Here is a 15,895-nt window from a genome sequence, read left to right as displayed (position 1 = left end):
TCTAATCGATTCGTTCGAACTGTAAATCCCAGACACCGTGACCTAAGCGCTGTCCTCGATTTTCAAACTTAGTCAAAGGCCTTGATTCTGGGCGCGGCACATAATCATTTGTTTCAGATAAGTTTTTAAAACCAGGAGATGATTGCATATCTTCTAACATACATTCTGCATAGTTTTCCCAGTCTGTCGCCATATGGAAAACGCCACCTACTGCTAACTTCTGGCGAATCGTTTCAACAAACTCAGGCTGAACTATGCGGCGTTTGTGGTGCTTCTTTTTATGCCAAGGATCAGGGAAGAACAACTGTACCTTAGCTAAACTTTCGTTTGGAATGCAGTCGGCAAGTATTTCTATCGCATCATGCTCATATACTTTCAGGTTGTTAACCCCTTGCTCTTTCGCTAACGCAATACATGCACCAACACCTGGCTTGTGCACTTCAATACCAATGAAATTAAGCTCAGGAGCATTTTTCGCCATTTCAACTAGCGATTTCCCCATACCAAAACCAATTTCAAGCACGATAGGCTGATCATTGCCAAATACACTGTGGTTATCAATGAAACCGTCACTATGATTAAGCCCCATTTCATGCCAATGCAATTCTAAAGCTCTCGCTTGTGCATTCGTTAACCGCCCTTCGCGCTTTACGAAACTACGTACTTTGCGAATGTATTTACCTTCTTGTTCGGCTTGCTCAATGGTTTTATGGGTTCTTTCAGTCATGATCATTCTTACACAAAAATTGGGCGCATATTATCTATGTTTAAACCAATAAACTCAAATAAGATACATATATATTCCATCAATTGGGTGAATTTTCTAATTCAACAATGTCAGAACTTGGCTAATTTTAATAAAGATTCAGGCGAAAATGAATCAACATTCTAGATAGGCTCTAAAATTCATTGCTCGAATACAAAGCGCTATCTATAAAGTCAATGTTGTGATAAAACGCCTACAAAACTAAGCGAATGAAATAATCACAGCAATAAAAGCTTATACTGAACTTATATGTCGCTGTTTAGTTAAAACCAATAAAGCAAAAGTGTCTTGAACAATTAGTCGCACAATTTAAAACTGAATAAGGGCTACCGAATGCAATACATATTCCTTTTACTACTTTTACTTTTTCTTCCACCTAGCCATGCAGAAGTCGTTTGGTCTGATGTAAGCGCATCATTTTTACAAGGTAGTGACTATCAAGTAGGTGATAATAAACGTACCGTGTTTACCTTTGAGCACGCTGCAGCTTATAGTTGGGGTGACAGCTTTTCATTTGTTGATCGCTTACATTCTAACAATGGCGATCGTGAAACCTACGCTGAGTTTTCACCACGAATTAAATTATCTTCTTATCAAAATGACATTATCGACAGCGTTTATATTGCAACAACCGCCGAGGTGGGAGATGGTTTCACTAACTATTTAGTCGGGCTTGGCACTAATCTCAAAATTCCCCAATTTATCTATTTTAAAGCCAACTTTTATCATAAAAATAATGACTTTGGTGATAATGCCGTACAAACAACGCTCAGCTGGGCACTGCCAGTTGGACCGCTGATGTATGATGGTTTTATGGATTATGTTACCTCTACGGACACTAGCAGTAGTAGCATGAACCTAACGTCTCAGCTTAAATACAACATTGGCGACGCATTAAATTTAAAAACTAAGCTTTATGTCGGAGTTGAATACGTTTTTTGGCAGAATAAGTTTGGCATTAAGGGGGTTGATGAAAAAAATGTTAATTTACTGGTGAAATATCATTTTTAACATCTTTTTTAACATCAATGAAATAAAACGAAAGCTAAAAGCCTGAGGGAATTGCCCATCAGGCTTTTAACCATCAAGTAAGCTATTCGGCCCACCAAACATCGTAAAGCTCGCTTACAGACACAGCGGTAGTACCATTATCTTTTAACCATTTTTCCACTGCTGCTCTATCTTGTTCTGTACATTTACCAAGCTTTTGCGTACATATTAAGCCATGCCAAATGGTGTCACCTTCACCACCAAAGCCTAAGCCGTTTGGCTCGATCACTTCAGCAAAAAAACGATCAATAAACTGATCAACTTCATCAGATTTAATATCATCGGCAAACTTCCAAGCGACATCAAAACCTAACTCTTGAAATTCATCAACTCTTAATTTTTTACGCAAGCGTCTACTACGGTTTTTCGCTTCAAACTTCATCATAACCTACTTGTCTTTCTCTACTTGTTAATGGGCGGAGCATAAAGGTAAAAACACCATTTGCCAACAAAAACAATTATAGATTACCGAAATCGTACTAGCCTTGATTGAAAATCATTTAAGCAGTGATTAAAGCTCTGGCAAATTATTTAATTGATCTGTGTCAAATAACAAGCTGCATTTGACGTAATACAGGAAAAAAACGCACCTAGAAATTTTGTTTTTTTAATTACCGTCTACGCTTAATTATTAGAGATAACATGAAAGCAACTTTTTGTAATAATAAAGATTATTAGTGTATTTATGGCAAAAGGTTCACTTAATCACTCACATTTGATGAAAAGCAATGAATACGCATACATATTCTTTTAGCCAATTTAGTAAGCACTTTATATTTAGTTTATTGATCTTACTTACTCTAAGCTGCGGGCAAGATGGTCAAGATGGAGCACAAGGACCTATGGGTGAGCCTGGGCCACCTGGGCCAACAACACCACCTATAAATACTGAACCCGCCACGTCATTGACAGTCACGATCACAGGCGTTGAAATAAATAGTGCTCCTGTTGTTCATTTTTCTATTTCCGATCAAAATGATCAGGCTTTTACTTCACTGACTGCTCCCCGCTTTTCTTTAGCTAAATTAATTCCCGGCGCCAATGGCGATAGTGATGCCTGGCAAAGTTATATCAATCGAACCGAAGATGCCGATGGTAATGGTCCGGGGACAGAAACAAAAATTCAGGCAACTCAAGACAGAAATGGCACTTTAGTCAATCATAATGATGGTAGTTACACTTATACCTTTGCCAACAATATCACCGAAATAACAACACCTTTACCAGTCAATTATCAGCCAGAGTTAACTCACCGCTTGGCAATTCAAATCAGTGGTAATGATCAACCAACCACTAACAGTATTTATACCTGGCGTCCTTCAGATCAGGCAACTACAGGGATTTTAACCCATGATATTGTCAAAACAGAAAGCTGTAACTCATGTCATGACGGGTTAGCAATGCATGGTGGTGGGCGCATTAATACTCAATTATGTGTGACTTGCCACAACCCTGGTAGCACGGATGCAAACAGTAATAACAGCTTAGATTTTAAAGTGATGATCCATAAAATTCACCGAGGAAAATTTTTACCAAGCGTGCTTGCTGGCAATGAATATGCGATTTGGGGTTATCGCGATAGCAAGCATGATTATTCAGAGGTCAGCCTACCGATGAACATTCGTCACTGTAGTAAGTGCCATGACAGTGAGGATCCAGTCACGGTAGATGCCATCAAATGGCAAACCACTCCAACAATAGCAGCCTGTGGTTCCTGCCATGACGATGTTGATTTTGCTCTGGGCAAAGATGGTGGCCACCCTGGCGGTGTGATGGATGACAACAGTGAGTGCACGGTTTGTCACCGCGCTGGCGGTTTTGTTGGCAGTATTGCTGATTCGCACAAAATCGACACACTAGTTGCGAGTAAGAACTTTAAATTCAATATCTTATCTGTTACTCGTACCCGCGCCAATGACATGCCGCAAGTCACTTTTTCTATCACCAATCCGCAAAATAACAACGAAAGTTACGATATTTTAAACGATAATGAATTTACCGCAGCAAATAGAGCTTCGCGCATTGCAATCGATCTTGCGTGGAATACCAACGAATATAGCAATGAAGGCAGTGGTTCACCTGTGTCAAATGCAGTATCGCTTAACCCATTAGCTAACGCATTTGATAATGGTGATGGCAGTTTCACCGTAACATCAAATGTTGCGATTCCCGACAATCAAATGGGATCTGGAGCGGTGGCTGTTGAAGGTCATCCTGCGGTTGATCTCGATGGAGATGGTGTTTACTCAGATCGGGTGCCAGTAAAAAGTGAAGTTGCCTACTTTTCTATCACCGATGATGAAGCTGTTGCCCGACGCCAAATCGTTGCTATCGAAAAATGTCAGGCATGCCATGTTAATTTGAGTATGCACGGCGCTAATCGTAATGATAACACTGAACTATGTGTAATGTGCCATAACCCCAGCGCCACAGATATCAGTAAACGTAACCCACCATCAGCCGATGGTTTAAAAGAACGCTCTATCGATTTTAAACGGTTAATTCACAGTATTCATGCTAGCGAGATGCGTACCAGCCCATTTATTGTTTATGGTTTCGGAGGCTCTGAGCATAATTTCAGCCATGTCACTTATCCTGGTAAATTAAACAATTGCGAGACTTGCCATATCAACAACAGCTATCAACTACCATTAGCCGTAACAGTACAAGGCTCTACCATAGATACAGGCGCAAGCCTGACTGACCGAGAGGATGATCTAAAAATTACTCCCACCGCAGCAGTGTGCTCTTCTTGCCACGATGATTATTTATCAAAAGCACACATGGAACAAAATGGCGGTGCATCTTTTGCTACCAGTCAAAGTGCTATTGATAACCATGACGTAGTAGAAACCTGTACATTTTGTCATGGCCCTGACGGTATAAAACCCGTTAAAACTGCCCATGGGATTGAATAAGCATTGGTGAACACTACAAAGGGAAGAATTAATAAAGTGAGCATGAATGAAGCGCTTATCAAATCCGTTATTAACAAAGCTATGAAAGTGGTTGTTGGCTTATTTATAATATTAACGTTAGTCAGCCTTAGTTTTTTAGTTGATGCTACTGAGCAGAAAAAACAATCGTCTAACACTGAAATCGCCGAATATTCTAAAGCAGGTGCAGACACCTGCTTACGATGTCACGATCAAGAGTCAACCTTTCCAGTGTTAGCCATTTTCAATTCGGCGCATGGCAACAAAAATGCCAAACATGGCCCTTTTTCTTCTTCAGGTCTTCAATGTGAAAGCTGTCATGGCGCAGCAGGAAAACATACCGTAAAACGCCTAAGAAAAGGTCGAGTCAGAGCGGCAATGATTAGCTTTACCGACCAAGACACCATATCAAATGATGAGAAGAATCAACTGTGCTTATCCTGTCATCAAGCATCTACAACCCGCCATTGGCTGGGAAGCACACACCAAAGCAGCGATCTAGCATGTACCGACTGCCACCAAATACACGTTCGCAATGATCCCATATTAAATAGCGCTCAACAGCTCGAACAATGTGGTCAATGTCACACCAAAGAGAAAATTGCCAGCCATAGTGCATTTTCGCACCCACTAACCTCAGGTCAAATGGGTTGTACCGATTGCCATGCCGCGCATGATGCCAACAATGAGCAATTATTAGCATCAGATTCAGTTAATGAAACCTGCTACCAATGTCATGCAGAAAAACGCGGGCCATTTTTATGGGAACATGAACCCGTTAGTGACAGTTGCCTAAATTGTCATCGACCACATGGTAGTAATCAAGCGGGTTTATTAACTCAGCGTGCTCCCTATCTATGTCAAAACTGTCATAGCAGTGATGGCCACCCAAGCTTTAGCTCTGGTTCTGACTATTTGCAGGGCCAACAAGCATCAGCATTTTTACTAGGACGAAGCTGTGCCAACTGTCATGCCAAAGTACACGGTTCCAATCACCCATCCGGCAATAAACTGCTGCGTTAGGACAAGTTATGAATGGTGTATCCTTTATTAATAAACGTCTGATTATCTACACAATTTTATTATCCTGTGGTGCAAGTGCCAGCCCTTTTTATGCCTCATCAGCCAGTATTTCTTCTGAGTCTGAGTTATCAACATCAGCAGCGAAAATTGATAACTGGCACTGTGAATACTGCCCTAATGCACAAGAGTTGACAGGTTATGTTTCGCTAAATTTCTCGTTATTGTCTGATGATGCCTACACTTTTAGCACTAATACCGGCATTGAAAAAGATAAGCCGGTCTTTGTATCCGCTCAACTCATGTATCAAAATGATCAAGGACAATATGGTCAATTTTACTTAGATAAACTCGGATTAGATTCACTTGCCTTAACAGGCAAAGCGGGCCTCTACGGCAGCTACCAATTCACTGTTGATTATCAACAAATTCCACAGCGAAAATATCATCAGCTGCTCACGCCATTCACTTTTAACGATAACCACCTGCAACTGCCTGATTACTGGCAAAATCTGGATACGATATCCACTAACCAAGGCCTCGACACCAGCAACTGGCAACAGCTAGATAACGCGATAGACTGGCAAAAGCTAGCTTTAAACTGGCGCTATTTTAGCGATGACAATTTTGATTATGCATTAAATTATCAACAACTTAAAAAATCAGGACTGCAACAGTTTTCTGCCGCACAACTAATTAATGCCAGTTATTTACCTTTACCCATTAACCAACAAACGGAGCTACTTGATGGCAATATCAGTTATCACCAAGACAAGCTATACCTCAATTTAGGCTACTTTATTTCTCACTTTAGCAATAGCAATGACTCTTTTTTTTACGATAATCCTTTTTCCAGTTATGTTGCAGGTAGTAAAACGGGTCAATTTTCTGCCGAGCCTGAAAACCAAGCTTATAAAATAAAGCTTAATCTTAACTATCGTCCAAGGATGACAACCTCGTTAAAACTTTACGCCGCACTTGGTAAAATGGAGCAAAATAATGCTCTGCTCCCCTATTCAAATAACGCATTTTTAGCCCACGATTTACCAGTCGATGATTTTAATGCACAAGTTGCTACTAAAGATCTTAGCCTCAGGCTATATAATAAATGGTCACCAACATTTAAAATCAATGCTAAATATCAATATAAACAAAGAGATAACAAGAGTAACCGCTATAATTTCACGCCAGTTGTTACCGACACCTTTATTGGTGACAGCATTGAAAACATTCCTTATGACTTTACCAAAGAAAAATGGCAGCTTGATGCTAACTGGCGTTTTTACCGCAAGCAAAAAGCCAGTATCAGCTTAAAAAAAGCCAATACTACCCGCTTTGCACTAGCACATTTTAAAAACACCGAACAAGGCATTGTTGGCAAGCTTCAACTGCAAGATCAAGCTAATCGCCACTACAATATAAAAGCCTCACACTTTAAACGTGACGGAGAAAAACAATCAGAAAATCACTATTTAGCCGTTAGTCAGAATCCATTGTTATATCGCTATAACACAGCAGATCGCATTGAAAATAAGGCCAACATCCATATCAGCAGTAATTTAAGCAACCAATTAGCAGGTAACATAAACGGTTATTTCAGCAAAAGGCGTTATCATCAATCCACGCTCGGCTTACAAGATGACAATCGCTATCACTACGGGATTGACATCAACTGGCAGTTTAAACCGCATGCAAATTTTACCTTGTTCTTTCAACAAGAAAAGATTAATGCCACGAGTAAAATTGGTAGCCGCTTCTCTTATTGGACAAGTAAACACCATGACGATATTGTCAATCTTGGTATGACATTAAAAGTGAGCCAACTCATCGATGACAAAGCCAGCTTATCAATCGAAGCACTCAATTCCGACGGCAACAGCCAAAGTAAAATAACAACCACAAGCTCAGAAAAACTGCCAGATATAAAGAACATATGGCGACGTTTAAAGGTTAATTTTAGCTATCAGATATCCCCTCAGCTTAGTGGCGAGCTGTTATACCAGCACGAGAAACTTGCCAGTGATGATTTTGCTATAGACAAACTTGAGCTAAAAACTGGCGATAATCTGTTAACGTTTGGCGCCCTAACACCAAATTATAATCTGAACTATACCAGCATGAAATTCACCTATACTTTCTAAGCAAACAAGCTCACACACTAAAACAACCAAGGAGTTTTAATAATGGATACAAAGGCAATGTTTAAATTACTTAGTTTTTCTACACTGTTAAGTTTTAACACGCTTGCTTTTACCGATACTACAGAAATAGTAAATACTTGCATCAATTGTCATGGTAAAGATGGGATCAGTACAGAGCCTGATATACCGACTATCGCTGGAGCTTCTGCTGCATTTATCGAATATTCATTGTTTGCTTTTATTGATGACGCTCGTCCAGCGCAGGAGTCTAAATACCGTTTAGGTGATACATCAAAACCGCCAACAAATATGAAAAAAGTTGTCGAGCAATTAACCGATGAGCAAATTAGCGAAATTGCCAACTATTTTGCTCAAAAGCCATTTAAAGCCGCCAAGCAAGAATTTAATCAGGCCTTGGTGAGCGAGGGGAAAAAAGTGCACGAACAAATGTGTCAAAGATGTCACAATGCCGGCGGTAGCGACCCGGATGATGATTCAGGCATTTTAGCAGGACAACACACCCTATATCTGGAAAATTCGATAAAGAATTATCTTAATGGTTCCCGCGAAATGGGTAGAAAAATGAAACAGAAAATGGAGCAATTAAATAAGAATGACTACCAAGCTTTGCTCGCCTATTACGCAAGCCAGCAATAAGCCATAAAAGAACCTATCAATGGCATCAACAATCAGTGTCCTATGATAACAACGCAGTGAGAAATAATTTTTGAGCAATTGCCTGTAAACAAGTACACTGCGTTGCATGAATCAAAGTACCGATATTACAGCGGCTTCCGCGTCGCATTTTAACCAAAACATACTTAGCTGGTTTCATCAGCAAGGGCGTAAACATTTACCTTGGCAGCAAAATAAAACGCCTTATCGAGTATGGATTTCAGAAATCATGCTGCAACAAACCCAAGTAGCCACTGTTATTCCATACTACCAGCGGTTTATGGAGAGCTTTCCCACCATTACTGATTTAGCAAATGCCGATGAAGATAATGTTTTACACCATTGGACTGGCCTAGGCTACTACGCCCGTGCGCGAAATTTACATAAAGCCGCGAAAATAATACGAGATGAGTATCGGGGTAAGTTTCCTGAGCACATTGAGCAAGTGGTTGCTTTACCAGGAATTGGTCGTTCTACCGCAGGGGCTATTTTAAGTTTATCACTAAAGCAGCATCATGCGATTTTAGATGGTAATGTTAAACGAGTGTTAGCACGTTATTACTTAGTTGAAGGCCATAATGCTCAAGCAAAGTTTGAAAAAGCTTTATGGCCAATTGCTGAGGCATTAACCCCCAAAAAAGAAGTAGAGCATTTTAATCAGGCGATGATGGATATGGGGGCAATGATCTGCACGCGTACAAAGCCTTTATGCCAGCAATGTCCTGTAATGGCTGGCTGTTTAGCTTTTGCCGCCAATGAACAAGCTAATTTTCCGCAAAAAAAACCAAAGAAAACAACGCCTGTTCGTCAAACCATTATGGTGATCCCACGCCTTAATAATCAAGTACTAATGAAAAAGCGACCTCCTGCCGGCATTTGGGGCGGACTCTACTGCTTTTTAGAAATAGAACAAACGGCAGCGCTTAACCAAACTCTTGCTGACTATGGTCTAGTGGTAGAAAAAACAACTAAGCTTACTGAGTTTCGTCATACTTTCAGTCATTTTCATCTTGATATCGAACCAATACTTGTCGACTGTACATTATCTACTAATAATCTAATCAACGAGCCAGCTCAATATAAATGGTACAAGTTAGACGATAGCAATACCCTTGGTTTAGCCGCCTCTACTTGTAAAATATTAGCGGAAATTAACGAGTTAGTATTACTGTAAAATGAGAATTACGGAGACGTTATGTTTAGTATAAAAAGTATTGATCACATCGTATTACGCACCGATAAGTTAGAGCAAATGCTGCATTTTTATTGTCAGGTACTAGGCTGCAAAATAGAGCGAGAAACCGAGCCATCATTAGGCTTAACTCAACTAAGAGCGGGTAATGCGTTAATCGACATTGTTGAAATCGACAGTGAGCTTGGTCGTAAAGGCGGCGCTGCACCGACAAAAAAGGGTAATAACCTTGACCATTTTTGTCTACAGCTGGAATCAATCAGTGAACAAGATATTAAAGCACATTTTCAACGCCATGGTATTGAAGTCGGAAACTTTGAAAAACGCTACGGCGCACAGGGTTATGGACAATCCCTGTATATAAAAGATCCTCAAGGAAATACCGTAGAAGTACGTTCTGAAATTTAATAAATGCGTATTATACCAATGGTATTAGAGCGATGAAAAAAACAGCTAAGAAAATAGATAAACAACTCAGAGAAAGCTTAACCCAAGTTTGTGAATACTCATTGGAGCAATATAATGGCTTCCAATGGTTAACCCATACGGTTAACTACGCTAACTTTCCTAAAAGTTTAAAAATCATATGTATTTTTGATACTGAGCAAAATCTAAAAGCACTGTTACAATCTAATGCTCAATTAGAACTCAACAAGCAAATCCAAGCCGCATTATTTAAAATAAACATTACCCTGCCTAACGCTACCAGCCAAATTAGCTACGATAGCGAAGAAAAATGTCAACAAACCCATAACGGTAATTGGGCTAGTAGACTTGGGCAATAAGGCAAACTAACCTATCGACTAGAATTGCACCAATATAATTAATTGTTAGACACTCGTGGCAAGCTAATGATCACAGCTAAGCCCCCACCTTTTCGGTTATGAATGGATAATTTACCTTCGTGTGCTTCCATGATTTCTCGACAAAGAGCTAAGCCAAGACCGGTGCCAGATTTTTTAGTGGAGTAAAAGGGGATCAAGGCATTTTTTAATACTTGCTCAGACATGCCTGTTCCTCTATCTTTTACTGCAATATTGACGTTATCAACACTTAATGACACTTCTATACCAACGTCTTCGGGTGCAGAGCCCGACTCCTGCGCATTCTTCACTAAATTAATTAATGCTTGTTCAACTTGGCTAAGATCTATAGCAACACAAATATCCGGTAACTCAGAAAACAAGTTAAAATCTAATTGTTCCTGTAAATGTTTAATAAAAGGGTTAAGCTCAGTTAGCTCTAATCTAGGTATGGGCAGTTTGGCAAATTTTGCATACCCTAAAATAAACTGATTGAGATGATCAATCCGCTCTTTTATGGTTGCAAAAATCAGTTCAAGCTTATTATTATCGTATTGTTTTGCGATTAATTGCCCAGAATGAGTGACAGAAGAAATCGGTGCCAACGAATTATTAAGTTCATGACTGATCACGCGGATCACTTTCTTCCAAACAGCCACTTCTTGGCGATTCAGCTCACGTGTCATCTGTTTAAGTAAAAATAATTGATGCTTTTTATTGTTTAATAAAAAGTTACCTCGTGATAAATGCCATGTTTCATTACTGCCTTGGTATTCAATGGTAAATAAGCCGTCTTGATGATGAGCAATGGCCGCTCGTAACGCCTCAGGCCATTGTTTTATCAGTGTAGAAAATATTTTCCCTTCCATTCGCCTTCCCTGATTAAGAAAATGACGGGTCGCAGTATTAGAGTAAACAAAATAATCATCATCATCGACAAGAAACATCATAATAGGCGAGCTTTCTATCACTTTATCAAGCAATAACTCACGTTGATAAATATGCTGCTTTTCAGATCTCAGCTTTTCTGCCGCATCATTATAGAGGTAGCAAAGTTGACTCAACTCATCTTTACCCTTCACCGATAAGCTATTGGAAAACTCATTATCTTTAAAATTAAGTAAGCCAGTTTCTAGCGCAGCAATTTTTTCAGATAAATTAGCAAACAAGTAGTTGACTATAGCCGCCACGAGCAATGATGTTAATAATAAAATCAATAACAATAACATCCAATCTGTCTGCTGCAGGTAGACATACATAACAGCATTGCTTATCCAAGTGACAGCAACAGCAATAGCAATAATTTTCGCCTTGAGCGTATGCAACATTATTTACTTATTCCATATTTATCCATACGACGATAAAACGCCTGTCGACTCAAACTTAATGACTGAGCCGCTCGACTAATATTACCGTCATATTCGGCAATCGCCTGTTCTATCATTTGCTGTGTGATTTGCTCACTTTGAGTAGCGCTATCGGTTGCTACCTCTGTCAAACCAAAATCTTGTGCCTGCCATTCCGGCGATTGCGACAATAACATTGCTCGCTGACAGGCATTTTCAAGCTCTCGCACATTGCCCGGCCAAGGATGGTGTTGCAATGCTTGAGCGGTAAGTTTGGGCATCGGCTTTTGATTATCAGTGAAGTGTTCAACTAAAGGTAAAATATCATCCTTGCGCTGATTGAGTGCTGGTAATTCAAGCCCGATAACATTTAAACGGTAATAGAGATCTTCTCTAAATTTTCCTGCTTTTATATCGTCAGCTAAATTCGCATTGGTTGCACTCACCACTCTCACATCTACTTTAATGGTTTCGTGGCTGCCCAAACGTTCAAATTCCCCTGTTTGCAGTACTCGAAGCAACTTCACTTGACCGGAAAGTGATAAATTGCCAATTTCATCCAAAAACAAAGTTCCGCCATCTGCAGCTTCAAAACGACCAATGCGTTTTTTATTGGCACCAGTATAAGCACCAGCTTCTGCCCCAAATAGCTCGGCTTCCATCAAATCAATAGGCAAAGCGCCAATATTAACTTTAATAAAGGCCTTGTCTGCACGTAAAGAGTTGGCATGAATAATATCAGCAATTTTTTCTTTACCGGCACCATTTGGCCCAGTAATTAACACGCCAACATCTGATTTTGCCACTTGAATACTCATATCAACCAAACGCTGCATCACCGTGCTTTCAAACACTAAACCACACAAGTTTGCTTGTTGATTAAGAGAGTCTCGTTCTCGCTTTTGTTGACTCAATCGCTGCGAGGCTTGTTGTAACTCATTTAATTCAATTAAATTGTTGATAGTGATTAACAGTTTTTCATCATCCCATGGTTTACCAAGGTAATCTGCAGCCCCATGCTTAACTAGCTCAACAGCCATAGACAGATCAGTCCATGCAGTCAATAAAATCACCGGTAAGTCAGGCTGAAGTTTACGAATTTGATAAAACGCTTTTTTGCCTTCTTCGCCACTGGTTGTGTCTTGCGTAAAATTCATATCAAGAAGCACTAGTGCAATACGCTGATACATAATCATTGGCATCGCTTCTGCGGGACTGCTTGCCGTCACCACTTGATAATCATGTAACTCTAATAATATGGTTAAGGCATTACATACTGACGGGTTATCATCAACCACTAAAATTTTATCCATAAATCCAATTTTTACCTTTAAGCAAACTTGCTTTGAAAACAACTTGTTAGCACTTTACACGCTCCTCTATGTTAGAGGTTATAACAGCATTAATAGCATTGCTATTAATGCTTTTTCCTAATTAAACCGAGCGTGTCGCAATTGCAGGAGAAATCATCGACGCTTTTCGCGCAGGCCAAAATACTGCAAATTCAATCACCAGAACAATACCAACTATAGTGGTTACAATGTAATTCAATGATAGCGAAGTAGCAGAAAAATAAGTCATTAAATAATTATTTAATACCAATGCCAATACTACGCCAATCACAATACCTAACCCAGCAATAAGTGCACTTTCTGTCATAAAGTAGCGCTGTATTTCCATGCGACTTGCCCCGAGTGCTCGCCTTGTACCTATTTGTTTTTGACGACGATTCACATTAAAAATGGTCATCCCCGCGATACCTAAAGCGGTAATAAATACTAGGACTGTTATGATCACTACCAGCATGTTAGTCATCAATTTATCACTTTGATAACTACGTTCTTTCTTTTCGATAAGCGTTTCGGCAGGTGAGACGACTCGGCGATTCTCTAAAGCTAATAAAAGCTCTTGCACACTCGCAATTACCTGATTAACTTCCTTTGGTTCAATACGCACAATAAAACGCATAAATTGTTTCACATTAATCATCGGCATTAATGCTGTTTTCTCGACTAAACTAGAGTGCACCCAAGAACCCTGCATTTTATCGATAATACCAATGACCTGAATAGGAATATCGGTACTATATATAAACTTTCCAACAGCATTACTTTCAGGAAACAGCTCGTCGGCCAGTGCCTGCGTGATAATAGTGACTTTAGGCACGTTACCATTGTTGTCACGAATAACAAATTCATCTGGACGAAAGTTTCTGCCTTGGGCAATCGTGTGTCCAAAAACATCAGCAATATTATAATTACCAATAAATACTCCCGCACCGCTTGATATAGCCCCATCAGTTTCAAGCTGGTTACGAAAGCTCCATGAATCACCACTACCAGATAAAGGTATTTGGTTAATTGGCGTAGCCTCAATCACACCAGGTACTTCAAGTAACTTCTGTTGATCAAGTAACAATTGGTTGGCAATGTTGACTGCATCATCATAAAAATACACATCAAAACCAATAAGTTGAGTTTCAGGTAGGCCACTATCGCGTTGCATAGTATCAATACGCTCTTTGATAATAAACGCAGCATTACTGACAATCGCCAGTGTTAAGGCGATTTGCATGACGATAAGTATAATACTGCTCTTATTACGCATCATTGCATTGAATATCGGAGATATATTTAACATAACGCGGCTCCTATTGGGTTTTAAGGTAAATTGAAGGTAAGGTATTACAAACGCGCCATGCCGGATAAACACCTGCCAGCACCGTTGCACAAATAGCGATCACCGGGGCAGATAAAAACATGACCATATCCATGGTGGCGACAAAATCAAAGCCAGCAAAATTATTTTTTAACAGAGTTAACCCTAAATAAGCGAACACTAAGCCAAGCAAGCCACCTATTAAGCCTAATAGCCCCACTTCAACTAAATGTTGTGAAAAAACCTGACCTTTACTTGCACCTAATGCCCTGCGCACACCTACACTAGGTGCGGAACGTAAAAACTTCGCTAATAACAAGCCGATAGAGTTCACTAAGCAAACCGTTAAAAACATAAAGCTCACAGCAACCAATACGTAACTGTCATCCCCTACGACTTCGTTATAATCAAGCCACTGCTGAACATTTCTTAGCACGGCTCGCGCATCATCACGTTCAAATCGTGCCAGTTTTTTCTGCTCGTCAACATAGCCAGTTAAAAACTGTTGAAAATGCTCTTTCGCCTCAGCATCGGGTAATTCAGCCCAATATTGCAGCCATAACACTTCAGATGCTAATTTGTCTTTAAAGGTATTATTACGTTCATCCTTCCATCCATTGTTATTACCAAATGAAGGGAGTTCATAGGTGCTTGAAAGCACAAGCGGAATAAATAATTGCTCTGTCGACTGGAAGCTACCATTGTTTAAATCATAAAACTTAGGTTTAGGGTGCCAAGGCTCAATAATACCAACGATCTGATATGTTTTATCATCTAAAAAGATTTCCTTTCCGGTATTGTCGCCGCCACCAAATAACTTGTTATTCAAGTCTTGATTAATCACTACCTGCAAGGTGGGGTTCTCATCAACTTTTTCGCTCCAAGGCGCGCCATATAAAAACTTAACATTAAACATTGAGAAAAAATGACGCGTAGTTACCCTAGCGGTACGCAGTAATGGGGCAAACTTAGGTTCAAGTGTGCGTACCGAAAACCCCGTTTTATACATTGCGGTATGTTTATACTTTGGCATCACACGCATCAAATTAGTTGCATCTTGATAGGCTATTTGAAACGGCACATTATCACTGGTTGGCCATTCTGATGTTTTGCCTGACGATTGTAACTGCACAGCAAATAACTGTGATGATTTTTCAGGTATTGGGTTGGTTCCTGTCATATGATTGAGCGTAAGTGCAGTCATGGAAATACCAATACCACACGCAATAGCAAGCACCATAAGCAAAGTTGTAATAGGCGTACTTTTAAGGCTTTTCGCCGCCAACTGTAAATAATAGCTAAACATAA

At 39.8% G+C, this 15,895-nt stretch carries 14 protein-coding genes; 8 read left to right on the top strand and 6 right to left on the bottom strand.

Going from position 1 to position 15,895, the window contains the following annotated elements:
* Position 1: 1 nt before the first annotated feature.
* A complete protein-coding gene (gene trmB, locus IV514_RS04460; protein WP_206483685.1) occupies positions 2-727 on the bottom strand; it encodes a tRNA (guanosine(46)-N7)-methyltransferase TrmB in 726 nt (241 codons plus the stop codon).
* 372 nt (positions 728-1,099) lie between these two features.
* Here trmB and IV514_RS04455 point away from each other — a divergent pair, with 372 nt between their 5' ends.
* The gene (locus tag IV514_RS04455; RefSeq protein ID WP_206483684.1) at positions 1,100-1,777 is read left to right on the top strand and encodes an outer membrane protein OmpK; all 678 of its coding nucleotides are present in this window, start codon (positions 1,100-1,102) and stop codon (positions 1,775-1,777) included.
* 82 nt (positions 1,778-1,859) lie between these two features.
* On the opposite strand, the gene IV514_RS04450 is transcribed toward IV514_RS04455, so the two are convergent.
* Positions 1,860-2,198 (bottom strand): 50S ribosome-binding protein YggL, encoded by a 339-nt coding sequence (locus IV514_RS04450; RefSeq protein WP_206484022.1) that lies wholly within the window; start codon positions 2,196-2,198, stop codon positions 1,860-1,862.
* Between the two features lie 346 nt (positions 2,199-2,544).
* On the opposite strand from IV514_RS04450, the gene IV514_RS04445 reads away from it, so the two are divergent.
* The 7 genes from IV514_RS04445 to IV514_RS04415 all read left to right on the top strand — a co-directional run bounded on the left by IV514_RS04445 (position 2,545) and on the right by IV514_RS04415 (position 10,565).
* The gene (locus IV514_RS04445) at positions 2,545-4,734 is read left to right on the top strand and encodes an OmcA/MtrC family decaheme c-type cytochrome (protein WP_206483683.1); all 2,190 of its coding nucleotides are present in this window, start codon (positions 2,545-2,547) and stop codon (positions 4,732-4,734) included.
* A 42-nt stretch (positions 4,735-4,776) separates the two neighbouring features.
* Positions 4,777-5,775 carry a DmsE family decaheme c-type cytochrome gene (locus IV514_RS04440; RefSeq protein WP_206483682.1) on the top strand — a complete coding sequence of 333 codons (999 nt, stop codon included), beginning with the start codon at positions 4,777-4,779 and terminating at the stop codon, positions 5,773-5,775.
* Positions 5,776-5,783: 8 nt separating this feature from the next.
* A complete protein-coding gene (locus tag IV514_RS04435) occupies positions 5,784-7,913 on the top strand; it encodes an MtrB/PioB family decaheme-associated outer membrane protein (protein ID WP_206483681.1) in 2,130 nt (709 codons plus the stop codon).
* A 42-nt stretch (positions 7,914-7,955) separates the two neighbouring features.
* Positions 7,956-8,570 (top strand): c-type cytochrome, encoded by a 615-nt coding sequence (locus tag IV514_RS04430; protein WP_206483680.1) that lies wholly within the window; start codon positions 7,956-7,958, stop codon positions 8,568-8,570.
* A 106-nt stretch (positions 8,571-8,676) separates the two neighbouring features.
* Complete coding sequence (gene mutY, locus IV514_RS04425) at positions 8,677-9,762, top strand: A/G-specific adenine glycosylase (protein ID WP_206483679.1); 1,086 nt, start codon at positions 8,677-8,679, stop codon at positions 9,760-9,762.
* A 21-nt stretch (positions 9,763-9,783) separates the two neighbouring features.
* Positions 9,784-10,188 carry a VOC family protein gene (locus IV514_RS04420; RefSeq protein WP_206483678.1) on the top strand — a complete coding sequence of 135 codons (405 nt, stop codon included), beginning with the start codon at positions 9,784-9,786 and terminating at the stop codon, positions 10,186-10,188.
* A gap of 32 nt (positions 10,189-10,220) precedes the next feature.
* Positions 10,221-10,565 carry a Fis family transcriptional regulator gene (locus IV514_RS04415; protein WP_206483677.1) on the top strand — a complete coding sequence of 115 codons (345 nt, stop codon included), beginning with the start codon at positions 10,221-10,223 and terminating at the stop codon, positions 10,563-10,565.
* Between the two features lie 38 nt (positions 10,566-10,603).
* Here IV514_RS04415 and IV514_RS04410 read toward each other — a convergent pair whose 3' ends face one another.
* The 4 genes from IV514_RS04410 to IV514_RS04395 form a co-directional block, all read right to left on the bottom strand.
* Positions 10,604-11,911, bottom strand: coding sequence for an ATP-binding protein (locus IV514_RS04410; protein ID WP_206483676.1), 1,308 nt, complete (start codon positions 11,909-11,911; stop codon positions 10,604-10,606).
* Positions 11,911-13,242 carry a sigma-54 dependent transcriptional regulator gene (locus IV514_RS04405; RefSeq protein ID WP_206483675.1) on the bottom strand — a complete coding sequence of 444 codons (1,332 nt, stop codon included), beginning with the start codon at positions 13,240-13,242 and terminating at the stop codon, positions 11,911-11,913. The genes IV514_RS04410 and IV514_RS04405 overlap by 1 nt, the downstream gene beginning before the upstream one ends.
* Positions 13,243-13,363: 121 nt before the next feature.
* Entirely contained in the window at positions 13,364-14,569 is a 1,206-nt protein-coding gene (locus tag IV514_RS04400; RefSeq protein WP_206483674.1) for an FtsX-like permease family protein, read from the bottom strand.
* A 10-nt stretch (positions 14,570-14,579) separates the two neighbouring features.
* A complete protein-coding gene (locus IV514_RS04395) occupies positions 14,580-15,893 on the bottom strand; it encodes an ABC transporter permease (protein WP_206483673.1) in 1,314 nt (437 codons plus the stop codon).
* Positions 15,894-15,895 lie beyond the last annotated feature (2 nt).

Source organism: Thalassotalea sp. G2M2-11, from assembly GCF_017168195.1.
Lineage (GTDB): Bacteria > Pseudomonadota > Gammaproteobacteria > Enterobacterales > Alteromonadaceae > Thalassotalea_E.
The sequence above is the reverse complement of the archived record's forward strand: the minus strand, read 5'-3'. Positions and strand labels throughout refer to the sequence as shown.